The 23,688-nt window shown below is 67.2% G+C and carries 22 protein-coding genes and 1 pseudogene; 6 read left to right on the top strand and 17 right to left on the bottom strand.

Annotation, left to right across the window (positions count from 1 at the left end):
* Nucleotides 1-61: 61 nt before the first annotated feature.
* The 12 genes from B0W80_RS24205 to B0W80_RS24150 all read right to left on the bottom strand — a co-directional run bounded on the left by B0W80_RS24205 (nucleotide 62) and on the right by B0W80_RS24150 (nucleotide 13,360).
* Nucleotides 62-1,078 carry a TRAP transporter substrate-binding protein gene (locus B0W80_RS24205; RefSeq protein WP_077001713.1) on the bottom strand — a complete coding sequence of 339 codons (1,017 nt, stop codon included), beginning with the start codon at nucleotides 1,076-1,078 and terminating at the stop codon, nucleotides 62-64.
* A 24-nt stretch (nucleotides 1,079-1,102) separates the two neighbouring features.
* A complete protein-coding gene (locus B0W80_RS24200) occupies nucleotides 1,103-1,906 on the bottom strand; it encodes a phytanoyl-CoA dioxygenase family protein (protein ID WP_077001712.1) in 804 nt (267 codons plus the stop codon).
* Nucleotides 1,907-1,920: 14 nt separating this feature from the next.
* Nucleotides 1,921-3,504: an AMP-binding protein gene (locus B0W80_RS24195; protein WP_077001711.1), complete on the bottom strand. Its 1,584-nt coding sequence runs from the start codon at nucleotides 3,502-3,504 to the stop codon at nucleotides 1,921-1,923.
* Nucleotides 3,501-4,310 (bottom strand): phytanoyl-CoA dioxygenase family protein, encoded by an 810-nt coding sequence (locus B0W80_RS24190; RefSeq protein ID WP_077001710.1) that lies wholly within the window; start codon nucleotides 4,308-4,310, stop codon nucleotides 3,501-3,503. The genes B0W80_RS24195 and B0W80_RS24190 overlap by 4 nt, the downstream gene beginning before the upstream one ends.
* Before the next feature lie 11 nt (nucleotides 4,311-4,321).
* Entirely contained in the window at nucleotides 4,322-5,353 is a 1,032-nt protein-coding gene (locus tag B0W80_RS24185) for a TRAP transporter substrate-binding protein (RefSeq protein WP_077001709.1), read from the bottom strand.
* A 52-nt stretch (nucleotides 5,354-5,405) separates the two neighbouring features.
* Nucleotides 5,406-6,659, bottom strand: a complete 1,254-nt coding sequence (locus B0W80_RS24180; protein ID WP_077001708.1) for a thiolase family protein — start codon at nucleotides 6,657-6,659, stop codon at nucleotides 5,406-5,408.
* A gap of 28 nt (nucleotides 6,660-6,687) precedes the next feature.
* Entirely contained in the window at nucleotides 6,688-8,238 is a 1,551-nt protein-coding gene (locus B0W80_RS24175) for a class I adenylate-forming enzyme family protein (protein WP_077001707.1), read from the bottom strand.
* Nucleotides 8,239-8,264: 26 nt separating this feature from the next.
* On the bottom strand, nucleotides 8,265-10,139 hold the full coding sequence (locus B0W80_RS24170) for a TRAP transporter large permease subunit (RefSeq protein WP_143684766.1): 1,875 nt from the start codon (nucleotides 10,137-10,139) through the stop codon (nucleotides 8,265-8,267).
* A gap of 46 nt (nucleotides 10,140-10,185) precedes the next feature.
* Nucleotides 10,186-10,599 carry a nuclear transport factor 2 family protein gene (locus B0W80_RS24165; protein WP_077001705.1) on the bottom strand — a complete coding sequence of 138 codons (414 nt, stop codon included), beginning with the start codon at nucleotides 10,597-10,599 and terminating at the stop codon, nucleotides 10,186-10,188.
* Between the two features lie 58 nt (nucleotides 10,600-10,657).
* Entirely contained in the window at nucleotides 10,658-11,452 is a 795-nt protein-coding gene (locus B0W80_RS24160; protein ID WP_077001704.1) for a phytanoyl-CoA dioxygenase family protein, read from the bottom strand.
* A 64-nt stretch (nucleotides 11,453-11,516) separates the two neighbouring features.
* Nucleotides 11,517-12,566: a TRAP transporter substrate-binding protein gene (locus B0W80_RS24155; RefSeq protein WP_256856676.1), complete on the bottom strand. Its 1,050-nt coding sequence runs from the start codon at nucleotides 12,564-12,566 to the stop codon at nucleotides 11,517-11,519.
* A 26-nt stretch (nucleotides 12,567-12,592) separates the two neighbouring features.
* Nucleotides 12,593-13,360 carry a phytanoyl-CoA dioxygenase family protein gene (locus B0W80_RS24150; protein ID WP_077001731.1) on the bottom strand — a complete coding sequence of 256 codons (768 nt, stop codon included), beginning with the start codon at nucleotides 13,358-13,360 and terminating at the stop codon, nucleotides 12,593-12,595.
* Nucleotides 13,361-13,592: 232 nt separating this feature from the next.
* Between B0W80_RS24150 and B0W80_RS24145 the strand changes: the two genes are divergently transcribed.
* Complete coding sequence (locus tag B0W80_RS24145) at nucleotides 13,593-14,576, top strand: LysR family transcriptional regulator (protein ID WP_077001703.1); 984 nt, start codon at nucleotides 13,593-13,595, stop codon at nucleotides 14,574-14,576.
* Nucleotides 14,577-14,741: 165 nt separating this feature from the next.
* Nucleotides 14,742-15,569 carry an alpha/beta fold hydrolase gene (locus tag B0W80_RS24140; RefSeq protein ID WP_077001702.1) on the top strand — a complete coding sequence of 276 codons (828 nt, stop codon included), beginning with the start codon at nucleotides 14,742-14,744 and terminating at the stop codon, nucleotides 15,567-15,569.
* 9 nt (nucleotides 15,570-15,578) lie between these two features.
* On the opposite strand, the gene B0W80_RS24135 is transcribed toward B0W80_RS24140, so the two are convergent.
* The 5 genes from B0W80_RS24135 to B0W80_RS24115 are packed head-to-tail and all read right to left on the bottom strand — an operon-like array spanning nucleotide 15,579 to nucleotide 20,479.
* Nucleotides 15,579-16,433 carry a fumarylacetoacetate hydrolase family protein gene (locus B0W80_RS24135; protein ID WP_077001701.1) on the bottom strand — a complete coding sequence of 285 codons (855 nt, stop codon included), beginning with the start codon at nucleotides 16,431-16,433 and terminating at the stop codon, nucleotides 15,579-15,581.
* 10 nt (nucleotides 16,434-16,443) lie between these two features.
* Nucleotides 16,444-17,430 carry a tripartite tricarboxylate transporter substrate binding protein gene (locus B0W80_RS24130; RefSeq protein ID WP_077001700.1) on the bottom strand — a complete coding sequence of 329 codons (987 nt, stop codon included), beginning with the start codon at nucleotides 17,428-17,430 and terminating at the stop codon, nucleotides 16,444-16,446.
* Nucleotides 17,431-17,467: 37 nt separating this feature from the next.
* Nucleotides 17,468-18,451: a tripartite tricarboxylate transporter substrate binding protein gene (locus B0W80_RS24125; RefSeq protein WP_077001699.1), complete on the bottom strand. Its 984-nt coding sequence runs from the start codon at nucleotides 18,449-18,451 to the stop codon at nucleotides 17,468-17,470.
* Between the two features lie 40 nt (nucleotides 18,452-18,491).
* Nucleotides 18,492-19,580 carry a mandelate racemase/muconate lactonizing enzyme family protein gene (locus tag B0W80_RS24120; RefSeq protein WP_179107011.1) on the bottom strand — a complete coding sequence of 363 codons (1,089 nt, stop codon included), beginning with the start codon at nucleotides 19,578-19,580 and terminating at the stop codon, nucleotides 18,492-18,494.
* A 14-nt stretch (nucleotides 19,581-19,594) separates the two neighbouring features.
* Nucleotides 19,595-20,479, bottom strand: coding sequence for a TauD/TfdA family dioxygenase (locus B0W80_RS24115; RefSeq protein ID WP_077001697.1), 885 nt, complete (start codon nucleotides 20,477-20,479; stop codon nucleotides 19,595-19,597).
* A 97-nt stretch (nucleotides 20,480-20,576) separates the two neighbouring features.
* On the opposite strand from B0W80_RS24115, the pseudogene B0W80_RS36515 reads away from it, so the two are divergent.
* The 4 genes and pseudogenes from B0W80_RS36515 to B0W80_RS24100 all read left to right on the top strand — a co-directional run.
* A pseudogene (locus tag B0W80_RS36515) lies at nucleotides 20,577-20,753 on the top strand (LysR family transcriptional regulator); the annotation flags it as partial.
* A 21-nt stretch (nucleotides 20,754-20,774) separates the two neighbouring features.
* Nucleotides 20,775-21,512, top strand: a complete 738-nt coding sequence (locus B0W80_RS24110; RefSeq protein ID WP_256856675.1) for a LysR substrate-binding domain-containing protein — start codon at nucleotides 20,775-20,777, stop codon at nucleotides 21,510-21,512.
* A gap of 206 nt (nucleotides 21,513-21,718) precedes the next feature.
* Nucleotides 21,719-22,678, top strand: a complete 960-nt coding sequence (locus B0W80_RS24105) for a MurR/RpiR family transcriptional regulator (RefSeq protein ID WP_083745589.1) — start codon at nucleotides 21,719-21,721, stop codon at nucleotides 22,676-22,678.
* On the top strand, nucleotides 22,675-23,664 hold the full coding sequence (locus B0W80_RS24100; RefSeq protein WP_077001695.1) for an isoaspartyl peptidase/L-asparaginase family protein: 990 nt from the start codon (nucleotides 22,675-22,677) through the stop codon (nucleotides 23,662-23,664). Before B0W80_RS24105 ends, B0W80_RS24100 begins: the two co-directional genes overlap by 4 nt.
* Nucleotides 23,665-23,688: the final 24 nt, after the last annotated feature.

The following is a 23,688-nucleotide window of genomic DNA, read 5'->3' as shown; positions in this document are numbered from 1 at the left end:
CGGGAATTCGGTGGAAGCGATCGGCGTCGGTGGTGTCAGCGGTGTCAGGGGCGGTCCGTCCTCATGCGAGGCTGCCCACGTGCTTCTCGAGCAGCGCCCAGCCTTCGCTGCCGTACTTCTGCTTCCACTCCTGGTAGAAGCCCGCGCGCCGCAGCGCCGCAGTGAAGCTCGGCAGGTCGGGCTTGTTGAACACCATGCCCTTGGCCTGCAGCTCGCTGGCCAGCGACTCGTTGAGCCGGCGGTTGGTGACGCGCTGCGCCAGCGCCTGTTCGTTGAAGTTGCGCGCGCAGACCTCCTGCAGGTTGGCGGGCATCGACTGCCATGCCTTGCCGTTGGCGAGGAACCAGATGCCGTCCCAGACGTGGTTGGTTTCCGAGCAGTACTTCTGCACTTCCCACAGCTTGGCGATCGAGACGATGCCCAGCGCGTTCTCCTGCGCGTCGACCACCTTGGACTGCATCGCCAGGTAGGCTTCGGCCCAGTTGATGCCGGCCGGCGCGGCGCCCAGCGCCTTGAACAGCGAGGTCCACAGCGGGCTCACCGGCACCCGGATCTTCAAGCCCCGCACGTCCTCGGCCGTGCGGATGGGACGGTTGCTCGTGGTGATCTGGCGAAACCCGTTGTCGTAGATCTTTTCCATCGCGACCAGGCCGGTCTTCGCGATCTGGGCCCGCACGTAGGCGCCCAGGTCGCCGTCCATCGCGGTCCACACCTGGTCGTAGTTGGAGAACACGAAGCCCAGCCCGCTCATCGACGCGCTGGGCACGAGGTTGGACAGGATCAGCGGCGACAGCGTCTGGAACTGGATGGCGCCCGAGCGCAGCTGCGACAGCATGTCGGTGTCGCCGCCGAGCTGGTTGTTCGGAAACACCTCGATGGCGACCTTGCCACCGGTCTGCTCGCGGATCTGCGCGCAGGCCTTGTCGGCGTGGATGTGCAGCGGATGGCTGACGGGCGCGTTGTGCGCGTACTTGAAGTTGAACTGCGCATCGGCCGCATGCGCGCGCACCAACGGCAGTGCGAGCAGCGATGCGGAACCGCCCTTGAGCAGCGCGCGGCGTGAAATCGTCGGGGTCATGTCGTGGTCTCCTCGGCTCCGTCGTCAGGCGGCCTGGCGCGGATGCAGTTGCAGAAAGCTCGGATGCCGGAACGGGTCGCCTTCGCGCAGGCGCTCGTTCAGTTCGAGGAAGCTCGGCGGTGTGTCCTTGCCGGCCGGGCGCGGCACGAAGTGCGTGTCTTCGCCGACGAAGCGCAGCGACAGCGTGCGCCGGCGCTTGCCCGCCTCGGTGCCGCCGCCGCCGTGCAGCGTGGCGGGATGGAACAGCAGCACGTCGCCCGGCTCGATCGGCCAGCCGACGATGTCGAACTGCTCACGGTCGGCCTCGATCTTCGGCACGAGCGGCCGCGTGGCCTGCTCCGCGCCGCGCTGCTCGAACAACGGCCCACGGTGCGAGCCGCGCACGAACTCGAGCGCATGTTCGCGGGCCACCGGCTCGAAGGTGATCCACATGACGGCGAGGTGGTGGCCCTCGAAGGAGAGGTAGGACGAGTCCTGGTGCCAGCCCGTGCGCTGGCTGCGCACCGAGCCGCCTTCCTTGTAGAAGACCTGTTCGAAGGCGTAGAGCACCAGCGGGCTCGCCCACGCCGCCGACACGAGCCCGCGAACGGGCGACTGCGTGAGGAAGTCGGCATACACCGGCGTCGCCTCGGGGTTGCCGGTGTCGACGTAGAACTTGCTGCTGTCGTCCTTGTTGTAGTTCGACGCGTTGCGGCTGCCGTGGTCGATGCTCCACTGGTAGGCGCGCTCGGCTTGCTGCAGCCACTTCGGTTCCAGCGCCTGCGGCAGGCGCACGACGCCGTCGCGTTCGAACCGGGCGTGGATCTCGCCGGGGGTCATGGTGCTCATGGGTCTGTCCCTGTTCAAGGGCGCGCGGCGTGGCGCTCGCGGTCCCAGGTGGCGGGGGTCACGCCGGCCGTGCGCAACTCGGTCTTGCGCACTTTCTCGGTGGGCGTCTTGGGCAGCTGCGACAGGATCTCGATGTAGCGCGGCAGTGCGAAGCGCGGCAGGCGCGGCTCCAGGAAGCTGTGAAGCTGGTGCGGCTGCAGGTCGCAGCGCTCGCGCAGCACCACGCAGGCCTTGATCTCGTCTTCGACGAACTCGCTGGGCACCGCGATCACCGCCGACTCGGCCACGTCGGGATGGGCGTTGATCTCGCGCTCCACCTCGAAGCTCGAGACGTTCTCGCCCCGGCGGCGGATCGCGTCCTTCACGCGGTCGACGAAAACGAGCTGCCCGTCCTCGGCCTGCCGCACCGCGTCGCCGGTGTGGAAGTACATGTTCTGCCAGGCAGCGACCGTGGCCTCGGGCATCGCGTGGTAGCCGCTCATCATGGTCCAGGGCTCCTTGGCGCGGGCCCACAGTTCGCCGACTTCGCCGGGCGCGACCTCCAGGCCCTGCGCGTCGACGATCAAGGTCTCGATGCCATCGCGCACCCAGCCGGCAGCGCCGGCGCGGCCCCGCCCCAGCGGGGCGTGCGCGATGACGCCGGCCTCGGTGGAGCCGAAGGCGGCGGCGATGCGGTCGACGCCGAAGCGCTGCGTGAAATCGTCGATCTCGGCGGGAACGGGCACGAGCAGCATGCTCTTGAGCGCATGGGCCCGGTCGTGCGGCGAGGCCGGCTGCTTGAGCAGGAAGTGCGTCATGGTGCCGAGCAGGAACGCGTAGGTCGCGCCGTACTGCGCGGCCTGTTGCCAGAAGAGCGAGGCGCTGAACTTCGGCAGCACCACGGCTGTCGCGCCGCCGATGAAGGCGTTGTAGACGGCGGCCCATTGCCCGCCCATGTGGAAGAGCGGCAGCGGCACCAGCGCGACGTCGTCAAGCCCCGCTGCACCGAAGTTCGACGGGTGCGCGTAGGTGTAGCCGTGGCCGTGCGTGTTGACCGAACCCTTCGACGGGCCGGTGGTGCCGGAGGTGTAGAGGATGGCCATCACGTCGGCCGGATGCAGCGTCGCGGGCCCGTCGGGCTCGCCGGCGGAGAGCGCCTCCCAGGCCAGCCGCTTCCAGCGGGCGGGCAGCGTCACGTCGCTGTGGCCCCGCACCACCACCGTTTCGAGCGCCGTCAACGAGGCTTCGACCTCGACGAGCCGGTCGAGGTACCCGGCCTCGATCACCAGCACCTTGGCCGCCGAGTTGTCGATGATGTGCGCCAGCAGGTTCGCGCGGTAGGCGGTGTTGATCGGAACCTCGATGCGCGCCGTGAGGCTCAGGCCGCACCACAGCACGACGAAGTCGACGTGGTTGTCCAGCATCAAGAGCACCGCCTTTTGGCGTTCGACGCCCAGTCGCGACAGGCCGCCGGCCGCGCGCATGCCCTCTTCGTACAGCTGCGCGTAGCTCAGCGCGCGCTCAGGGTCGCGGATCGCCGTCTTGTGCGGATACGCGGCCAGCGCCCGTTCGAAAACGGTGCCGAAGTGGCGCTGCGCGAGCGGCGGCATGTCGGTCATGCGGGCTCCGCGATGCCGCTGCGCCGGCGGATCATGTCGCGCAGATCGCCGGGCCGTCCGGCCTGCACGGGCGTGAAGTCGGTGTGCGCGATGAACTCGGGCCGCTGCTGCTGGCCGACCAGATGGTTCGACACGGCCGACAGCGTCAGGTACACGATGCGGCGCGGATACGGCGTCATGTTCGGCGGCGAGCCGTGGGCCATGTTCGCGTGGAACATCAGCAGGCCGCCCGGCTTGCCGGTGGGCGCGACGATGCCGCCTTCGCTGGCCATGTCGGACACGGTGCCCTGCGTCAGGTACCAGCCCGGGTGCGAGGTGGTCATGTCGTCGTAGGCATCGGGCAGCGCGCCGTGCGTGTGGCTGCGCGGGATCAGCATCAGCGCGCCGTTGATCGGCTTGACCTCGTCCACGAAGAGCGCGATGTTCATCGCGCGTGGCGCGGGCATGCCGTCGAAGCGGTGCCAGGACGGGAAGTCCTGGTGCCACATCCAGGTCTCGCCCGTGAAGGCGGTCATGGCGTTGATCTTGAACTGGTGCATGTACACCTGCTCGCCGAAGATCTGCTCCAGCGGCTCGACCAGGCGCGGGTCGTGCGCCAGGGCCTCGAAGAGCTCGCTGTAGCGGTGCACGGCGAAGGCCGTGCGCGGCGCGCCCGACTTTTCGCGGCGGATCTCCTCGCGCGGCTCGGCCAGCACGCGGGTCGCCTCCTCGCGTAGCGCCGCCATTTCCTCGGCATCGAAGATCTCGGGAAAGAACAGCCATCCTTCCTTGTCGAAGGTGGCCAGCTGCGCGTGCGTGAGTTGCATGGCGGCGACTCCTATGCCAGGCCGTTGCCGCTGGAGCGCTCCAGCACGGTCCATGCCTCGGCGCCGAATTTCTCGCGCCATTCCTTGTAGAAGCCGGCCTTCTGCAGCGCAACGCGGAACGGCTCGCGGTCCGGCCGGTTGAACTTCATGCCCTTCGCCGTGAGGCTGGCCTCGACGCTGGCATTGAACTTGACCAGGTCTTCGCGCACGTTGAGCGTGGCCTGGTTGATGTGCTTGCTCACCACGGCCTGCAGGTCCGGCGGCAGGGCGCCCCACACCTTGCCGTTGGCGCAGCTGTAATAGCCCTCCCAGGTGTGGCCGGTCAGCGAGCAGTAGCTCTGCACTTCGTAGAGCTTGGCGATCTCCAGCAGTTGCAGCGGGTTGTTCTGTGCGTCGACCACCCGCGTCTGCAGCGCGACGTACAGCTCGGGGAAGGGAATCGCCGTCGGCGCCGAGCCCAGCGCGCGGAACAGCGACACGTACAGCGGCACGACCGAAGCGCGCACCTTGAGGCCCTTCATGTCGTCGGGCGTGACGATGGGCTTCGAGCGCGTCGTCATGTGCATGAAGCCGTGGTCGCTCGCCTTGTCGAAGGCGTGCAGGCCGACCTTGGTGTAGATGCTGCGGATGTAGGTGCCCAGTTCCCCGTCCATCGCGCCCCACACGGCGTTGTAGTCCTTGAACGCGAAGGGCACGCTGTGCAGCGCGCCGCGCGGGTCCATGCTCGACAGGTGGGCCTGCGGCAGGTACATGAACTGCAGCGCGCCCGAGCGGACCTGCGACACCATGTCGATGTCGCTGCCCAGCGCGCCGGCCGGGAAGGACTGGATGTCCACGCGGCCGCCGGTTTCTTCGCGGATCTTCTTGAAGGCCTCCTCGTTGCGCAACGTCGAGGGATGGTTGGCCGCCATGCTGCTGCCGAACTTGTAGTTGAATTCCGCCGCGTGGCCGAAGCGGGGAATGCTGAAGACAGCCATGGCGGCGCCGGCTTGCAGCGAGCCGGTAAGCAGACGGCGGCGCGAGATCTCGGGTGTCGTGTTCATGTCGTGTCTCCTGGTTGTGCGGGTGAGGGTCGAATGGATGCGGATGGCGTGGTTACGGGCGCTGCAGGATCGTGATGGCGCAGATCGCGTCGTCGAAGCCCAGCGTGCCGCCGCCGTTCTCGGCAAGTCCGGTGCGGGCGCCCTTCACCTGGCGCTTTCCGGCCTCGCCGCGCAACTGCGTGGCGATCTCGTGGATCATCGACAGGCCGGTCGCGCCGACGGGGTGGCCCTTGGAGATCAGCCCGCCGGAGGTGTTGATCGGAATGCGGCCGTCGATGGCCGTCGCGCCCGATTCGTGCAGCTTGCCGCCGCCCCCCAGGTCGCAGAAGCCCAGCATCTCGGGCTGGAAGATCTCGCCGAAGGTGGTGGCGTCGTGCACCTCGGCCAGGTCGATGTCCTGCGGGCCGATGCCTGCGTTGGCATAGGCGCGCTTGGCCGCGACGTGGCTCACGCCGGGCTCGTCGATGTCGCGGTACTTGCCGTTGGCCAGGCCCCGGCCGGCGACCTTGAGTGCACGCTCGCGCACCGCGGGCGGCAGCGTGTCCAGCGTCTTCTTCGAACAGACCAGCGCGGCGGCCGCGCCGTCGCCGATGGGCGCGCACATCGAGCGCGTGAGCGGGTAGCTGATCTCGCGATCGGAGAGCGCCTTCTCCACGCTCACCTCGAACTGGTACTGCGCCAGCGGGTTCAGGCTGCCGTTGTGGTGCGTCTTCGAGGCCGCGATTGCGAACTGGCGCTGCGTCGTGCCGTACTTCTTCATGTGGTACGCGGCCTGGATCGCGTAGGTGTCCATGTTCAGCGTGCCGCCGCCCTCGTTGAGCGACCAGGGGCGGCCCATCTTCTCGCCGGCCTTGCGGTAGTAGTCTTCCCACACCTCGGGGTTCATCTGGTCGAGGCCGCCGGTGAACAGCTCGTACTGGCGCTTCGGGTCGTCGGGAATGAAGGTCTTCTCGACGCCGATGGCCAGCGAGAGTTCCGATTCGCCGCTCAGGATGTCCTTGCAGGCGCCATGGAAGGCGAGCGAGCCGGTGGCGCACGCACCCTCGACGTTGAACATGGGCGCGTACTGCGGGAACAGGCCCTCGGCCACGAGTTCGGAGAAGCACACCTGCCCGCGGATGTTGGGCTGCTTGAACATCTCCATCTTCACGTTGGCGAACCACGAGGTCTCGATGCGCTCGCCGTCGGCCAGGCCGGCGTCGGCGAGCAGTGCGGTGTAGACCTCGCGCGTGAGCTGCTTGAAGCTCTTGTTGGGGTACTTGCCGAACGGCGTGCAGGCCGTCGCGATCACGTAGACATCGGTCATTGGATTCCTTGTTGGCGTTGAATGGAAATCAGATCGCGCGCTCCAGGCCTTCCCAGAAGCGCTGGCGGATCACCTTCTTGTCGACCTTGCCGACCGACGTGCGTGGGAGCTGCGGCCAGAACTCGACCGACTTGGGCGCCTTCACGCTGCCCAGCTGCGACTTGCACCAGGCGATGAGTTCGCCGGCTTCGAGCGTGCTGCCGGTCTTGAGCTCGATGACGCCCGTCACCGCCTCGCCCCACTTGTCGTGCGGCGCACCGACCACGGCGCATTCCTGGATGGCCGGGTGGGCCAGCAGCACGTTCTCGACTTCGCGCGGGTACACGTTGTAGCCGCCGGTGATGATCATTTCCTTCTTGCGGTCGACGATGAACACGTAGCCGTCGGCGTCGACGTACCCCACGTCGCCGGTGCGGTGCCAGCCGTAGGTGGAGACGGCCGCCGTCGCGGCGGGGTTGTTGTAGTAGCCGGCCATCACCAGCGGGCCGTTGACCACGAGCTCGCCCTTCTCGCCCGACGCCAGCAGCCGGCCTTCTTCGTCCATCACGGCCACCGGCGTGAGCAGCGTCGGGCGGCCGCAGCTCTGCAGCCGCTTCTCGCGTTCGGGCGTGAGGTCCAGGTGGTCCTCGCGCGCCAGGCAGGTGCAGAAGCTCGGCGCCTCGGTCTGGCCCCAGAACTGGATCATCACGGGGCCGAAGATGTCGAGGCACTCGCGCAGCTTGGTCACCGCCATGGGCGCGGAGGTGTAGATGAAGTATTCCAGCGACGAGTAGTCGCGTGCGCGGATGGAGGGGTGCTCGAGCAGCATGTAGATCGCCGTGGGCGGCAGATAGACGTGCGTGACGCGCTCGCGCTCGATCGCCGCCAGCACCGCCTCGGCGTCGAAGCCGGGCAGGATGACCGTCTTGCCGCCGATCGCCATCACCATGAAGGCGAAGGTGCCAGCCGCATGCGTGATCGGCGACACGGCCAGGAACACCGGCGGCTTCTTCACCGGCGTATGCGCATGGAAGTTGGCGGCCGTGATGTCCCAGTTGTTGCTGGTCAGCATCACGCCCTTGGGCAGGCCGGTGGTGCCGCCGGTGGAGTAGATGGCGACCACGTCGTTCGGCTCGAAGGGGAAAGGCGTCGCGCGCGGTGCGGCGTCGGCGATCCACTCGTCGAGGAAGAGCGCGTTCGACACCGGCTTGTCGATGGCGATGAAGCGCGTGAGCCGCGGGCAGGCCACGCGCAATTGCTCGACCTGCGCGACGAGCGCGCTGTGAAAGAAGAGCGTGGTGACGTCGCAGTTGTCGAGGATCGCGACGTTTTCCTGCGTGTGGTTCTTAGGATTGAGCGGCACGTACACGGCGCCGGCCCACTGGATGCCGATCAGGCATTCCACGGCGACGGCCGCATTGGGCGAATACACGGCGCACTTCTCGCCGGCCGGCTGGCCGGTGGCGGCGTTCAGGCGGCCCGCCAGGCGCGTGACGCGATCGCGCACCTGCGCGTAGGTGCGGGTGCCTGTCTCGTCCTGCAGGCAGATGCGGGCGGGATGCAGAGAGGCGCCGCGGGCGAAGAGTTGGGTGATGGCCATGGGTGCGAGATCGAGGGGATGGCGGGCTACAGCAGCCCGGTGGACAGCCAGGGGAATGCAGCGACGAGTGCGAGGCCCGCGAGCAGCGCGGCCATGTAGGGCCAGATATAGCCCGCCGCCTTGTCGGGATCTATCTTTCCGATGGCGCAGGCGCCGAAGAAGCCCACGCCGAAGGGCGGCGCGAAGAGGCCGATGCCCATGGCGAGCACCACGACCATCGAGTAGTGCACTTCATGGATGCCGAGCGCGCGGGCGGCCGGGAACAGCAGCGGCCCGAAGAGCACGATGGCAGGGATGCCTTCGAGCAGCGAGCCCAGCACGATGAAGACGACGATGCTGATGGCCAGGAAGCCGGCTGCGCCGCCGGGCACGCCCGAGATGGCGGCGACCAGCTGGCGCGAGAAGCCCGACTGGCTCAGCGCCCAGCCCATGGCGGTGGCGGTGCCCATGATCAGCAGGATCGCGCCCGAGAGCGTGGCCGTTTCCACCAGCATCGGATAAATGCGCCGCGCGTCGAAGGTGCGGTAGACCAGCACGCCGATCAGCACGGCATACACGATGCCGACCGTGGCGACCTCGGTGGCCGTCGCGATGCCTTCGACCACGGCCCCGCGGATCACCAGCGGCAGCGACAGCGCGGGCACGGCGACCATGAGCAGGCGCAGCACTTCCTTGCGCGTCGCCTTCTTGGCGACCGCCGGTGCGTTGCCCTTCGATTTGAACCAGACCACGACGGCCAGCGCGAGCGCCAGCACCAGCGCGGGGATGATGCCGCCGGTGAACAGGGCCGAGATCGACACGCCGAGCACCGAGCCGATGGTGATCAGCACCAGGCTCGGCGGAATCGTCTCCGACATCGCCGCGGAGGCCGAGAGCAGCGCACCCATCTCGCCGCTGTTGTAGCCGCGCTTCTGCATCTCGGGGAACAGCGCGGGCGCGATGGCGGCGATGTCGGCGGCCTTCGACCCCGAGATGCCGGAGACCACGTAGATGCCGGCGAGCAGCACGTAGGAAAGTCCGCCTTTCACGTGCCCGAGCAGCGAGGCCAGGAACTCGATCATCGCCTTGGCGATGCCGGTGATCTGCAGCAGCAGGCCCAGCACCACGAACAGCGGCACGGCCAGCAGGATGATGTGCGACATGCCTTCGTCCATGCGGCTGATGACGATGCTCATGGGCGCGTCGGTCGTGAAGCCCAGGTAGGCGACGGTGGCGATACCGAAGGCGAAGGCGATCGGCATGCCGCCGGCGACGCACAGGCCGACCAGCACGACGAAGAAGATCGCGAGGTTGTAGTTGCCGAGGCCGCGCAGCGACGGGCCCGCCGCCCACAATGCGCCACCGACCACGGCCGCGATGGCTGCGCAGACCAGCAGCTGCTTGAAGTTGGTTCGCGTGGCCAGGTCGAGCCCGCTCAGCAGCAGCATCAGCGCCAGCCCGACGAGCAGCGACGACACGCGCCAGGTGTTCTGGATGCCCAGCGCCGTGGTGGTGAGGATCGACTCGGACTGCACGTGCTCCCACACCGGATGCATCAGCGCCGCGAGGAACACCACGGTCAGCAGCAGCGACATGGTGCCCAGCAGCGGCGCCCATCGCGGCAGGCGGTTGACGAAGGCCGTCAGCCGCATGTGCGAACCCTTGTGCAAGGCCAGCACGGCGCCCAGCATGGTCAGCCAGATGAAGAGGATGGAGGCGAGCTCGTCGGACCACACCAGCGGGTAGTGCAGCACGTAGCGGCAGATGACGCCCGTGAACAGCAGCCCGATCTCGACCACCAGGATCAGCGCGCACACCGCCTCGATGCCCTTGACCAGCCAGCCGGTCGCGGCCCTCACCGACACGGCGAAGGCGGATGGCGGCAGGGTGCTGCCAGGTCCTGGGGCCTGATGGGCGTCCATGATGTCTCCAGCGGCGTTCATTGTTCGTCCTTCCGATGGTGATGAGTCAGGCGTGTGTCGACGGTGTGGCCTGCCAGGCGGCCATGCGCCAGGCGCCGTGCGTTTCGACCCAGGTGGCGGTGAAAGCGGCCCGGGTGCGGTAGGGCTGCCCCGCGACCTCGGCCGTGACGCCGACGGTGCCCTGCATGACGGCACACGCGCCCCAGCGCCCGAGATGCGCGATGTCGCGCTGCATCGAGACGTACTTCACCCTTCCGCTGCGCAGCGCATCGAGGTATTGCGACTTGTCCTCGACGGCGCCGGTGGAATGGCAATACGAGAGCCCGTCGTCGAGCAACTGCCCGAGCGCGTGCAGGTCGTTGCCGCACATGGCCGCGAGGCGCGCGTCGTCGGCGGCGATCACCGCGGCCTTGTCGGCATCCGGTGCTCGCTCGGTTCGGGCTTCGAAGTTTTCAGGCATGGCTCGGCCATTCCCGCCGCGGCGGGGTGTTCGTCATTCGGTGGAGGGGCGCCGGTCGTCAGGCGGCCGCCGCTTCCTCGTAGGTGAGGAGTGCGTCGTCGGCGACTTCCACGATCGGCGTGAAGTCGGTGTGCGCCACGTACTCGGGGCGCGTGGGCTTGCGGATGTGGTTGTCCACCCGGTTGCTCGTGAGGTAGATGGTGCTGCGCGGCCAGGGCGACTGGTTCGGCGATGAGGCGTGCGGCATGTACGGGTGGAACAGCACCGCCGTGCCGGCCTTGCCCTTGGGCGCGACCATGCCGTTGGCGCGCGCGAGCCGCTCGAGCTCCTTGCCCGTGATGGTGTGCGCGCCGTCCTGGTCCACGCCATCCATCGGCAGCACGTCGGCGTGGATCAGGCCCTCCTTGTGCGCACCGGGGATGAAGATCACCGGGCCGTTGAATTCGTGGACTTCATCGAGGAACACCGAGATGTTCAGCGCGCGCGGCTCGGGCATGCCGTCGAAGACGTTCCAGTTGGCGAAGTCCTGGTGCCAGGGGAAGTCGAGCTTGCCGAAGGGCTGCTTGTTGATCAGCTTGTACTGGTGGCAATACACATCGCCGCCCAGCAGGTCGCGCGTGGGCTCGACCAGGCGCGGGTGGCGCAGGAAGAGGTCGAACACCGGGTGGTAGTGCTGCACGCCGAAAGCGAGGCGAAATTCGCCGCCCTTGCCGCGCCAGATCTCGGGGCGGTCCATGGCGTAGACGTCGGATGCGGCGCGCCGCACCACCGCGATTTCTTCGGGCGTGAACAGCTCCGGCAGCACCAGGTAGCCGTCGCGTTCATAGCTTTCGATCTGTTCTCGGGTCAGCAATTCGGGTCTCCTTGGAGGGCTTGTCTTGTGTTGACTGAGGTTGTCTTGCCGTGCCGCCGGCCGCTCAGGCCAGGTTGCCGCTGTACTTCTCGAGCACGGCCCACGACTCGGGCCCGAACTTCTCGCGCCACTCCTTGTAGAAGCCGGCGTCGGTCAAGGCCTTGCGGAACGGCGCCGGATCGGGCTGGTTGAACTTCATGCCCTTGGTCTGAAGCTGCGCCTGCAGCTTGCCCGACAGCGCCACCATGTCCTGGCGCTGCGCAAGCGTGGCCTGCGCGAAGCTCTTCGCGATGGTGTCCTGCAGGTTGGCGGGAATCTTCTTCCACGCCGCGTCGTTGAAGACCGTGACGTAGCCTTCCCAGATGTGATTGGTCATCGACACGAAGGTCTGCACTTCATAGAAGCGCGCACTGTCGATGAGCGCAAGCGAGTTCTCCTGGCCGTCGACCACGCGCGTCTGCAGCGAGGTGTAGAGCTCGCTGAAGTTGATCGGCGTGGGCGCCGCGCCGAGCGAGCGGAAGAGCGACACGTACATCGGCACGACGGCCACGCGGATCTTGACGCCCTTCAGGTCGTCGGGTGAGGCGATGGGCTTCACGCGCGAGGTCATCTGGCGAAAGCCGTGGTCCCACATCTTGTCGAACACGTGCAGCCCGAAGCGGCTGATCACGCGGCGCGAATGCGCGCCCACGTCTCCGTCCATCGCGGCCCACACGGCGTCGTAGTCCCTGAAAGCGTAGGGAATGCTGAGCGACGCCTTCGGATCGAAGGTGGTCATGTTGGCCATGGCGACGCTGAGCATCTGCATCGCACCCGAACGGGTCTGCGAAATCATGTCGGTGATGCTGCCCAGCGCGCCGTTCGCGAACACCTCGATGTTCACGCGGCCATTGGTTTCCTTGCCCACGGCCTCGGCCGCTTCCTTGATGCGCACCACCTGCGGATGCTCGAGCGGCAGCTCGCTGCCGTACTTCAGGTTGATCTCTGCCGCACGCGCATAGCGCGGAATGCTGAAGAGCGGCAGTGCGCCGGCGGCGGCCATCGCCGCGCTGCCGGCCAGGAAGCCGCGCCGGTTCGTGGTGGAAGCCTGGGTGTTGTTCATGCGCGAGTCCATGCCTTGTCTCCTGCCGTGTTCATGCATCAAGCCGCGGCGAGCTCGGGCTCGAGCACATCGAAGGTGCGATGCGCGACGTAGTCGGGGCGGGTCGGTTGGCGGATCGCGTTGCGCACGCCGTTGGCCGTGAAGTACAGGATGTGGCGCGTCCACGGGCTGATGTTGGGCGTGGACGCATGCGCGGTGAGCCCGTGGAAGATCGCGACCGTGCCGGCCGGCCCCTTGGGCGAGACCATGCCGAATTCGTTGACCAGGTCTTCGATCACCCCGCGATTGAGCCGCGCCAGTGTGGTCATGCCTTCCAAGCCCGCAGGCTGCTCGGCCAGCGAAGGAATGCGGCCGCGCTTGTGCGAACCCGGGATGAAGGCCACGGGCCCGTTGAACTCCGTGACCGGATCGAGGTAGATCGAGATGTTCAGCGCACGGGGCGCGGGCATGCCGTCGAGGTCCTGCCAGTTGCCGTAGTCCTGGTGCCAGGGAAAGTCGAGCGTGCCCATCGGGTCCTTGCAGACGATCTTGTACTGGTGGCAATACACGTCGTCGTCGATGAGCTGGCGCGCGATTTCCAGCAGGCGCGGGTTGTGCATGAAGCGGCGGAACGGCTCGCTGTAGCGGTGCAAGGCCAGCGCCGTGCGCATCTCGCCGGTGGCAGCGCGCGCGATCTCGGGGCGCTGGAGCTCGCAGATGCGCGGCATGTCGGCCATCAGTTCGCCGATTTCCTGGGCATCGAAGAACGAAGGCAGCACGAGCAGGCCCTGCTCCTCGTAGCTGGTGATCTGTTGCCGGGTCAGCATGGTCATGTCTCCTGTCTCTGTCTCTCGTGCCTTGGATGGAAGCGGTGCATCGCCGCGTCCTCGATGGCAGTGTCATCCAATGCCCAAGGGGGAGGAAATTCAATTTGGGCGAGTCGGCTATCCAATAATTAGATGGCTGAGGCCGAGATTCGCGTTTTTACTTAAAACAAACGTACTCTGTTCGCGAGGTGCCTATCGAAAATTCCGGTGGGCGCTTCCTATACTGGCGCGCATGGACCTGCGCCAACTGGGCTACTTTCTTTCGATCGTGGAGCACCGCGGCTTCGCTGCGGCGGCACGGGTACGCTACATCTCGCAGTCCGCGCTCACGCGGCAGATGCAGCTGCTCGAAGAGGAAACCGGCACCAAGCTGCTGGAGCGCACCTCGCGCGGCGTGGTGCTCACGCGGGCCGGCGAGATCCTCGGCGAACGTGCGCGGCAACTGCTGCAGGACGTGCATCAGCTGAAGGAAGACCTGCAGGCCGAGTCGGAGGTGCCATCGGGGCACCTGGTGCTGGGCATGACGCCATCGACGCGCGTGCTGATCGGCGGCGCCGTGCTCGAAGGCTTCCTGCGCCGCTACCCCAAGGTGCGCCTGAGCGTGATCGAGAACCTGTCCCACGTGATCGCCGATTCGCTGGCGCGCGGCGTCTGCGACGTCGGCATCTTCTTGCGCAACGACGCCGAGGGCAAGGCGCTGAGCACGCGCTTGCTGGTGAATGAGCCGCTGGTCGTCGGCGGCCCTTCGCGCGCGGGGCTGCGCATGGACCAGCCCGTGGACCTCGAGTTCGTCGCGAAGCATCCGCTCTTGATCTCGCGCTCGAACCGCGTGACCAGCGGCCTCAGCAAGGAAGCGAGCCGGCTGGGCCTGCCGCTCAACGTGCTGATGGACGTGCAGCCGCTCCACCTGAGCATCGACCTGGTGTGCCGCGGCGTCGCCTACATGGTGGTGCCCTTCTCGGCGGCACTGCGCGAGTACGAGGCCGGCTCCGTCTCGCTGGCGCCGATCAAGGGCTTCGAGACCGCCTGGGTGGTGGCCTGGCCGAGCAACCGCAAGGTGTCGGTGGCGAGCGCGAAGATGGTGGATGCGGTGCAGACGGAGTTCGCTGCGCTGAAGGTGGAAGAGACGCTGCGCGCGGCGCTGCGCAGCGGGCCGGGGGATGTGCCTGCGGCGGGCAAGGTTCGTGCGGCGAAGAAGAAAGGGCCGCGGGCTTGAGCGGCTTGAAAGCGTTGGCGGGCCGCGCGCGGCTGCTCGGGAGGCCCGCACCGTGTTCCCGGATGTCGTCATGGCCGACGCGCTTCACGTTGCATCAGGCGCATGATCGTCCAAGACCGCGCATCCGGACAAGTCCGCGATGTCGTTCCGACATGAGATCAACCCATGAATATGAATCACCTGCGATCAGGCACAGGCAAGCCGCTGTTGCTCATCCATGGGCTGGGCGGCAGCGCCCGATCCTGGTCCACCATCTGGAAACCACTGGCTGCACGCCACGACGTCATTGCCGTCGACCTGCCTGGCTTCGGCGCCACACCGCCCTTGCGCGGTGAAACTTCGATTCGCTCGCTGTGCGATGCAGTCACTTCGTTTATCGACACACAGGGCCTGCGCGACGTGGACGCGGTCGGCAGTTCGATGGGCGCCAGGCTCGTGCTCGAGTTGGCGCGCCGCGGCGGCGTCTTGGGGTCCGTCGTTTCCCTCGATCCCGGAGGCTTCTGGCGCGGCTGGGAGCGCCACGCCTTCTTCTCCTCGATCTGGCTCTCGATTCGCGCCGTGCGCATGTTGCAGCCGCTCATGCCGACCATCACCTGCAACAAGATTGCACGCACCATGCTGCTGGCACAGTTTTCCAGAAGACCTTGGGCGCTCGATCCCGACGTCGTCCTCGACGAAATGCGCAGTTATGCACACTCACGCTCGTTCGACGAATTGCTGCATCGACTGGCCTATGGCGAAGAACAAAAAGGCGCTCCCCGCGGCAGCATCGATGCATCACTCGTCATCGGGTGGGGCCGCCAGGATAAGGTCTGTTTCCCGCGCCAAGCGAAGCGGGCACTGTCCATGTTTCCGGACGCGCAAATGCACTGGTTCGAACGCTGTGGCCACTTCCCGCATTGGGATGCTCCGCGTGAAACCACGCAGCTCATTCTCGACACGTTTTCGCGGCGGGCGGGCGACGGCACGAAGCACGAGCAACCGTTGGCGTAAGGGGTCGATTCAATCAGCCTCGACGGTATTGCGAAGCTTGCCGACACCGCTCACTTCGACTTCGACAGCGTCTCCGGGCTTCATGAACAGCGGCGGACGGCGTGCCATGCCGACCCCGCCGGGCGTGCCGGTCACTATCACGTCGCCCGGCGCCAACGGCAGGATGGTCGAGCAATAGGTGATGAGTTCAGGAACCGAGAAGATCAGCAAGCTGGTGTCGGACTGCTGTACTACATCGCCGTTGAGCCGTGTGGTCAGTGTGAGCGGGGTGGTGTTCAAGTCGAACTCGTCGGCAGTCGTCATCCACGGGCCGAATGCGCCGGACGCCGCGAAGTTCTTGCCCGGGCCCCACTGCGTGGTGTGGAATTGCCAGTCTCGCACCGAGCCGTCGTTGTAGCAGCTGAACCCCGCCACATGCTGCCACGCATCGGCCGCGGCGATGCGCCTTCCGCCGCGTCCGATGACGAGTGCGACTTCGCCTTCGAAGTCGAACTGGGTCGACTCGCGCGGTCGCAGCATCGGCTGCTGGTGGCCGACCTGAGACTCGGCGTAGCGCAAGAACACCGTGGGGTGGGCGGCCGAGCGGAGCTTCGTTTCATCGAGATGGTCGGCGTAGTTGACCCCGATGCAGAAGATCTTGGCCGCGTTCGGAATGACGGGCAGGTAGCCCACCTCTTCGAACGCGGCGTCGGCCTTGCGGCCGGCCGCGTATTCGCGCGCCCGCGCCAGGCCTTCCGGCGCTGCCAGCAGGCTGCGCAGATCGGCGTAGCGATCGCCCAGCGCGGTCCCGAGATCGACGATGCCCCCGTCGGTCACAACGCCATAGCCGGGCTTGCCGCCCATCCAGAACGATCCAAGCTTCATTCGCAATCTTTCATTGAGCGGGTTTGTAGTCGATGGTCTTGGCAATGCGTTCCCAGCGCGCGCTGTCTTCGGTCATGTACTTGGCAAAAGGAGCGGGGCCCAGTGGTGTCAGCACGCTGCCCTGTCGCACCAGTGCCTCGCGCACATGCGGCAGGGCCACGGTCTTCAGCAAGGCGTCGCCCAGTTTCTTCACGATGGGCGCGGGCGTGCCGGCGGGCGCGAGCACGCCATTCCAGAAGCCGATGACGAAATCGCGCTGCCCCGCTTCAGCCATGTGGGGCACGCTGTCGAGCGCAGGAAGTCGCTCGCGCGAAGTCACGGCCAACACCTTGAGTCGGTGGGTGGCGACGTAGGGCATCAGCGGAACCGGATTGCTGAACATCACTTGCACGCGTCCGGCGTTCAGATCGTTGAGGGCGGCGGCACCGCCCTGATAGGGCACCTGGACCCAATCGACTCCAGCCTGTTTCTTCATGAGTTCACCGACCAGGTTCTGAGGCGAGCCGGGGCCAGTTGACGCGTAGTTGACCTTGCCCGGATTGGCGCGGCTGTAGGCGATCAGCTCAGGCACCGAGTTCACGGGCAGGTCGGCATTCACGGCCAGCGCCACCGGGGATTCGGTGAGCAACGCGATCGGCGCGAAGTCCTTGGGCCGAAACGGCGTGCTCGGCTCGATGGCGGGGCGCAGCGTGACGTTGCCGGTGTCGAGCAGCAGGGTATAGCCGTCCGGCGCGGCCCGCGCCACCGAACTGGTGCCGATCAGTCCCGACGCACCGGGCCTGTTGACCACCACGAAGGATTGGCCGAGGTCCTTCGTGAGTTCGTTCGTGATGAGACGCGCCAGAGTGTCGGTGCCACCGCCTGCGGGATAGGCCACCACGACCTGCACCGGGCGAGCCGGGTAGTCGCCTTGCGCCTGCGAGCCAAAGGCGACCAGCAGCGCCACGGCGGCCGTGGCCAGCCGCAACGGGGCACCTATACCGATGTTCAATTGCATGGAAGTCTCCTTGGGTTCGTGTTGTCGAAGCGGTGCGTCATTCGGCGCTGACGCCGAGCGTCTTGACGACGCCCGCCCACTTGTCCACTTCGGCCTTCACGAAGGCGCTGAACGTGCGCGAGGACGGATCCGTCGCCGGCTCCAGGTACATCGCTTCAAGCCTGGCGCGCACTTCGGCCTTGCCGACGGCACGGCCGATCTCGGTGCTGAGCGCCTGAACCACCGCGGCAGGGGTGCCAGCCGGTGCGAACACGCCGAACCAGCCCGTTTGCTCCACCGAGGCAAAGCCCAGCTCGCCCACGGTGGGCACTTCCGGAAAGAAACGGTTGCGCTTGGGCGAGGTGACGGCGATGGCCTTCAGTTGGCCGGACTTCAGGTATGGCACCGCGGCACCGGGTGTGACGAACATCATCGAGATCTGGCCGCCGATCAGGTCCGTGATGGCCGGCGCGCTGCCGCGGTACGGCACGTGCTGCATCGGTACGCCGGAGGCCTTTGCCAGCGCGAAGCCGGAGATGTGCTGCGGCAGCCCCACGCCGGGCGATCCGTAGCTAAGGCTGCCCGTGGCCCTGCCCTTGGCAAGCAGATCGGCCAGGTTGTCGATGCCACTCTTGGACGACACCACCAGCAGGTCGGGTGCGCTGCCCACCATCGCAACGGCCACGAAATCGGCGACGGGGTCGTACGGGCGTGGCTTGATCAGTGCAGGCACGATGGCATTCGTGGCGACATGGCCCATCAACAGCGTATGGCCATCGGGGGGCGCGCCCGCCACGGCCTTGGTGCCGATGATGCCGCCGGCACCGGCACGGTTTTCGACCACCACGCTTTGGCCCAGCGACTGCGACAGCTCGGCCGACACGATGCGCGCGATGGCATCGGTACCGCCGGCGGGCGCCCCGGCGACGATCAGCACCACGGGCTTGGCGGGAAAGGTCGCCGCCGCGGCCCCTGCTCCTGCCGCCAGCAACAAGGCAGCCGAAGCGAGCTGGACGAGGATCTTTGTCATGGACCGGGTCATGGTGTCTCCATTTCGTGCGGCAAACGCACTGTTGTTCGGTTCAGGCAACGACGGCGCGCGCGGCGAACGACGATTCGCGCAAGGTGCTGCGTACCAGCATGTCGCGATCGATGCGCGGTGCATAACCGGCAGGGATCTGAATGGCGCCCTGCGCGAACGGCAGCGGGTTCTCGAAAATCCGCTCGCGGGTTTTCAGGAAGCCGTTCATCTCGCCGGCGTTGTCGATGGCGCGAACCGCGATGCAAGCTTCCATCCAGCAGCCGATCTCGAGCGAGACACCATCGCCCAACACTGGCGTCAGGCCAAGTGCGCGGATCCTCCCGAGGGCGGCCAGCAACATGTCGACACTTCCGATCTTCTTGAGCTTGAGCTTGACGAAGCCGACGCCGGCCACGCCGGCAGCGCGGTCGATGTCGGACTCGTCATAGATCGATTCGTCCAGCATCACCGGCACCCTGGAGGCCGCCGCCACAGCGGCATTGGCGCGCCAGTCGTCCAGCAGGCAAGGTTGCTCGAACAGCTCGATGCCTTGCGGCGTCAGGCGCTTGGCAAATGCGATGCCATCGGCCGAGTCGAATCCCTGGTTGGCGTCGAGCCGCAACGTGGCCCGCCCGGCCACCAGGCGCTGGATCGTCTCGACCTGATCGAGGTCACGCTGCCATGCGAATCCGACCTTGACTTTGAGTGTGCGAAAGCCGCGCCCCAGCGCCTGTTCGATCTCTTCCGCCAATGCACCGGGGTCCTCGGAATGCAACGGTGCGAGCAGCGGCACCGACACCTGCTCGACGGGACGCAGGACCTCGTGCCCGGCGAGCATGTCGAGTGCAGCCAGCACGGCGCTGGCCGCGCCGACACCGGCGTGGACTTCGGAACGGGCCACCGCCGCGGCGTCGGCTGCATCCAGCCCGGCGATGCGTTCGGCCAGCGTGCAGCAAAGTCGCCATGAGCCCTCGACCGTTTCGGTGGTGTAGCCCGGCACGATCAGTGCCTCGCCGAATCCGCTGCGGCCTTCGGTGTCGCGAACCTCGACGACGAACGGATCGAACTCGCGCATCGTGAGCAGCGACACCTTGTACGGCGTGACCAGCGGAAAGTGCAATTGGCGAACGCACACGCTGTCGATCTTCATGCGGTGTCCTGCGCTCATGACGCGACGCTGGCGGCGATCTGCGTGCGATACATCAGTCGGCGCGAAGCGGGGTCGAACGAGTCGCGACGGTGCATCGTGCAGCTGTTGTCCCACATCATGACGTCACCGACGCTCCAGACCTGGGTCCAGGTCAGCTGCGGCTGTGTGGCGTGGGCCCAGAGCCGGTCCAGCAGGGCCTCGCTCTGCTCCAGCGGCAATCCGGGCACATAGGCATTGCGACGCCGCCCAAGCAGCAGGCATTTGCGCCCGGTGACGGCATGCACCGCCACCAGAGGGTGCTGCGCGCCGACCGTCTGGCGCGGGTCGGTGTTGTCAGCGAATCCCAGGCGCAGTTCGCCGGCGCTGTTCCGGCTGGCGTCGTGGACGCAGCTCAGGCCCTCGATCTGCTGCTTCAACTCCTCCGGCAGCGTTTCATAGGCCAGGTACATGTTCGAGAAATGGGTGTTGCCGCCCGCCGGTGGCACTTCAACCGCGTACAGGCAGGCGCCCTTCGGCGGGTGCGGGTTGTAGGTCATGTCGGCATGCCAGACGGCTTCGCCGTCGCCCAGCGCACCAAGCGGCTTGCCCTCGACCTTGACGTTGGAGATCACGGTGATTTCAGGTGGCAGCGCGTCGTGCACGCTGCTCATGCCGCCGCTCGCGGTCGGACGCCGGTCGAGCGGGCCGAAGTGGCGCGAGAACGCGGCCAGTCCCTGGACGTCCAGGGACTGCTGGCCACGAAAGCGCAGCACCTGATGCTGCGCCCAGGCGGCCTTTACGGCAGTCACCTGCTCAGCGGACAGCGCATCGTTCAGATCGATGCCCTCGACATCGGCGCCGAGCGCGGCGCCGGTGGGACGGACGGACGGAACGACCGAAATATCGGCGGTGTGATTCATGGCGATTTCCCATTCGGGTTGGAGCAGACAACCGAAGATAATTCCCGCCTATTTATCCGTCTATTCTCATTTTGTTATGTATTTATCCATCTGAAGTATGAATGTCTCGCTTCGCCAGATCGAGGTCTTCCTCGCGGTCGCCAGAACCATGAGCTTCAGCCAGGCAGCCAAGTTGTGCCACCTGTCGCAGCCCGCCCTCAGTGCCAACATCAAGCGGCTGGAGGACACGTTGGGCGCCCGCTTGTTCGACCGGCACACGCGCAAGGTGGCTCTGACGCCGGTGGGCCACGAGTTCATGAGCATGGCCGCCGCAATGACGGAAAACATGGCATTGGCGCTCATTCGCGTGCAGGACTTCGTCGCCGGCAAGCGCGGCCGACTGGTAGTTGCAGCGGCGCCGTCGATGGCCGCGAGTTTCGCGCCGGGGGTCATCGCGCGCTTCTCGCAGCGCCATCCGGACGTCGACATCGAACTCCACGATGTGCTCTCGGACGTGTGCGTGGAAATGGTTCGAAGCGGCACCGCCGACCTCGCCCTTGCGCCGTTCATGCAGAAGGCGGACGACCTGGTGCAACTGGAGCTGTTCCGCGATCCACTGGTGGTGATCTGCCCGGCTGGCCACGCGCTGACGCAGCGTGCGGAGGTGCGATGGCGCGACGTGCAAGCCTATCCGCACATCGTGATGAACAGCAGCAGCGGCGTGCGACAGTTGATCGATACCGAGTTCGCACGCCACAACGTGCGCTTGCGGCCGGCGTTCGAAGTCGCGCACGTCGGCACCATGCTGGGACTGATCGCGGCCCATCTCGGGATCGGAGAACTGCCCGAGTCGTTGATCGAGAACATCGGGCTTGTGGGCCTGGTGCCTTTGCGAATGCACAGCGCGGCGGCCTATCGGACGATCTGCGCGATCACCCCGAAGAATCGCTCCCCATCGCCGTCGGCCGCCCTCTTCGTCGAGCTATGCGCGCAAATCGCGCAGCAAAGAACGGGTCTCGCTGTCGGCGTGCGTCGCCGGCGCCGCACGCGTTAGATGCTCTCGAGGCCAGATTGATCAGGGCAGACGCTGGACGCTGCACCATCGAACTCGCGTCGTGATCGGCCTGCTTGGCCCGTCGCTTGCTTATCGTGCCGCGATGATCGAAAATTTTCTTCCCGCGCACCTTGTTGTAATTCCGTTTACATTTTCCGCACCTTGAGGGAGCATTCCGCTCCCCTCGATGCACTCGATGCAGCCGCATGCCACCCGCCCACGCCGTCACCGTCCCGCAGCGCATCGCCCAGGCCCTGCCGCAGCTCACGCGCTCGCACCGCCAGGTGGCTGACTACGTGCTGGAGCGTCCGCTGCAGGTGGCCACGCTGCCCATCGACGAGCTGGCGGCCATGGCCGGCGTGTCGGTGGCCACGGCCAACCGGTTCGCGCGGGCGCTGGGTTTCGACGGCTACGCGAGCTTCCGGGCCGAGCTCGTCCGCGGCTTCGAGCCGCTGGTGGCGCCGGTCGAGCGGCTGCGGGGCAACCTGGCCAACCCGTCGACGGTGGCGGAGGTGTTCGCGATGTCGCTGGAAGAAAGCCAGCGCAACATCGAGAGCACCCGTCATGCGCTGAGCCCAGCCTCGTGCGAGGCGGCGGTCGAGCGCGTGCTCGGCGCGCGCACTGTGTTCGTGGCCGGCTTCGGCGCCAGCGCCTGGCTGGCCGGGCTGCTGCACCACGGGCTCGACGCCTACTGCGCCGACGTGCGGCTGCTGCCATCGATGAGCGGCGTGACGCACGGCGCCCGCGCGCTGTCCCGCGGCGGGCCGCGCGACCTGCTGGTGGCACTGACCTTTCCGCGCTACCTGACCGACACGCTGGCCCTGACCCAGATCGCCCGCAAGCAGGGCGTGGGCGTGCTGGCGCTGACCGACCGGCCCAGCTCGCCGCTCGCGCCGCTGGCCGACATCACGCTCTATGCGCAGACCGAAACGCGCTTTCGCCCCAACTGCGAAACCAGCGTGCTCGCGCTGGTCGAAGCACTGACCAGCGCCGTCGCCCTGCGCGCGCCGGGCGCCTTCCAGGCCGCCAGCAAGGTGGTGCAGACCGTCATGCCCTGGCTGCACGGCGCCAAGGATCTGCGCGATCCGCACGGCGGGGCCAGAATCAAGCCCGGGCCGGCACCGGTCCGGCTCACCAGGTCCTCCAGAAAGAAGAACACCCGATGAGAAGCACACCCGTCATCGCCATTCACGGCGGCGCCGGCACCATCAGTGCCGCCGCGCTCGACGCAGCGGCGGCCGAGGCGTACCACGAGGCCCTGCGCGCCATCGTGCAGGCCGGCCAGTCCTTGCTGCTGAAGGGCGGCTCGGCGCTCGATGCGGTGTGCCTCGCGGTCGAAATGCTGGAAGACTGCCCGCTCTTCAACGCGGGCCACGGCGCGGTGTTCACCGCCAGCGAAACGCACGAACTCGACGCCGCCGTGATGAACGGCGCCGACCTGCGTGCGGGCGCCGTGGCCGGCGTGAGCCACGTCCGCCGCCCGGTGCGCGCGGCCCGCGCGGTGATGGAGGACGGCGCCCACGTGCTGCTGGCCGGCGCCGGCGCCGAAGCCTTCGCGCGCCAGCGCGGGCTGGAGATGGTGGAGCCGGCCTACTTCTCCACCGAGGCGCGACGCGCCCAGTTGCATCGCGCGCAGGCTGCCGGCCGCGTGGTGCTCGATCACGACGGCGCGGCGTCGGCCGCCACCGCCACCGCCGCCACCACCACCCTGCCCGGTGCGCCGCTCGACGAGGGCCGCAAGTTCGGCACGGTCGGCGCCGTGGCGCTCGACCTGCAGGGGCACCTGGCGGCCGCCACGTCCACCGGCGGCATGACCAACAAGCGGGTCGGCCGCGTCGGCGATTCGCCATTGATCGGCGCCGGCACCTACGCCGACGACCAGCGCGCCGCCGTCTCCTGCACGGGCAGCGGCGAGATGTTCATTCGCGTGGCCGCGGCCTACGACGTCTGCGCGCGCATGCGCTACGCCGGCGAGTCGCTGGCGCAGGCCACGCAGGCGGTGGTCATGCAGTCGCTGCCGGCCATCGGCGGCAGCGGCGGGCTCATCGCGGTCGACCGCGCGGGCAATGTCTGCATGCCCTTCAACACCGAAGGCATGTACCGCGGCCATGCACGCGGCAACGAGGCGCCGCAGACGGCGATCCACCGATGAGCGCCGTGATGTCGCCCTCCCCCG

It is taken from the genome of Variovorax sp. KK3 (assembly GCF_001984055.1).
Lineage (GTDB): Bacteria > Pseudomonadota > Gammaproteobacteria > Burkholderiales > Burkholderiaceae_C > Variovorax.
The sequence above is the reverse complement of the archived record's forward strand: the minus strand, read 5'-3'. Positions and strand labels throughout refer to the sequence as shown.

Excerpts from the sequence above, each read along its gene's own strand:
- B0W80_RS24100 (WP_077001695.1), top strand. The coding sequence starts at position 22,675 with ATGAGAAGCACACCCGTCATCGCCATTCACGGCGGCGCCGGCACCATC.
- B0W80_RS24175 (WP_077001707.1), bottom strand. The coding sequence starts at position 8,238 with ATGGCCATCACCCAACTCTTCGCCCGCGGCGCCTCTCTGCATCCCGCC.
- B0W80_RS24105 (WP_083745589.1), top strand. The coding sequence starts at position 21,719 with ATGCCACCCGCCCACGCCGTCACCGTCCCGCAGCGCATCGCCCAGGCC.
- B0W80_RS24200 (WP_077001712.1), bottom strand. The coding sequence starts at position 1,906 with ATGAGCACCATGACCCCCGGCGAGATCCACGCCCGGTTCGAACGCGAC.
- B0W80_RS24170 (WP_143684766.1), bottom strand. The coding sequence starts at position 10,139 with ATGGACGCCCATCAGGCCCCAGGACCTGGCAGCACCCTGCCGCCATCC.
- B0W80_RS24165 (WP_077001705.1), bottom strand. The coding sequence starts at position 10,599 with ATGCCTGAAAACTTCGAAGCCCGAACCGAGCGAGCACCGGATGCCGAC.
- B0W80_RS24115 (WP_077001697.1), bottom strand. The coding sequence starts at position 20,479 with ATGAATCACACCGCCGATATTTCGGTCGTTCCGTCCGTCCGTCCCACC.
- B0W80_RS24135 (WP_077001701.1), bottom strand. The coding sequence starts at position 16,433 with ATGAAGCTTGGATCGTTCTGGATGGGCGGCAAGCCCGGCTATGGCGTT.
- B0W80_RS24140 (WP_077001702.1), top strand. The coding sequence starts at position 14,742 with ATGAATATGAATCACCTGCGATCAGGCACAGGCAAGCCGCTGTTGCTC.
- B0W80_RS24190 (WP_077001710.1), bottom strand. The coding sequence starts at position 4,310 with ATGCAACTCACGCACGCGCAGCTGGCCACCTTCGACAAGGAAGGATGG.
- B0W80_RS24185 (WP_077001709.1), bottom strand. The coding sequence starts at position 5,353 with ATGAACACGACACCCGAGATCTCGCGCCGCCGTCTGCTTACCGGCTCG.
- B0W80_RS24205 (WP_077001713.1), bottom strand. The coding sequence starts at position 1,078 with ATGACCCCGACGATTTCACGCCGCGCGCTGCTCAAGGGCGGTTCCGCA.
- B0W80_RS24130 (WP_077001700.1), bottom strand. The coding sequence starts at position 17,430 with ATGCAATTGAACATCGGTATAGGTGCCCCGTTGCGGCTGGCCACGGCC.
- B0W80_RS24120 (WP_179107011.1), bottom strand. The coding sequence starts at position 19,580 with ATGAAGATCGACAGCGTGTGCGTTCGCCAATTGCACTTTCCGCTGGTC.
- B0W80_RS24145 (WP_077001703.1), top strand. The coding sequence starts at position 13,593 with ATGGACCTGCGCCAACTGGGCTACTTTCTTTCGATCGTGGAGCACCGC.
- B0W80_RS24110 (WP_256856675.1), top strand. The coding sequence starts at position 20,775 with ATGAGCATGGCCGCCGCAATGACGGAAAACATGGCATTGGCGCTCATT.
- B0W80_RS24155 (WP_256856676.1), bottom strand. The coding sequence starts at position 12,566 with ATGGACTCGCGCATGAACAACACCCAGGCTTCCACCACGAACCGGCGC.
- B0W80_RS24125 (WP_077001699.1), bottom strand. The coding sequence starts at position 18,451 with ATGACCCGGTCCATGACAAAGATCCTCGTCCAGCTCGCTTCGGCTGCC.
- B0W80_RS24180 (WP_077001708.1), bottom strand. The coding sequence starts at position 6,659 with ATGACCGATGTCTACGTGATCGCGACGGCCTGCACGCCGTTCGGCAAG.
- B0W80_RS24195 (WP_077001711.1), bottom strand. The coding sequence starts at position 3,504 with ATGACCGACATGCCGCCGCTCGCGCAGCGCCACTTCGGCACCGTTTTC.
- B0W80_RS24150 (WP_077001731.1), bottom strand. The coding sequence starts at position 13,360 with ATGCTGACCCGGCAACAGATCACCAGCTACGAGGAGCAGGGCCTGCTC.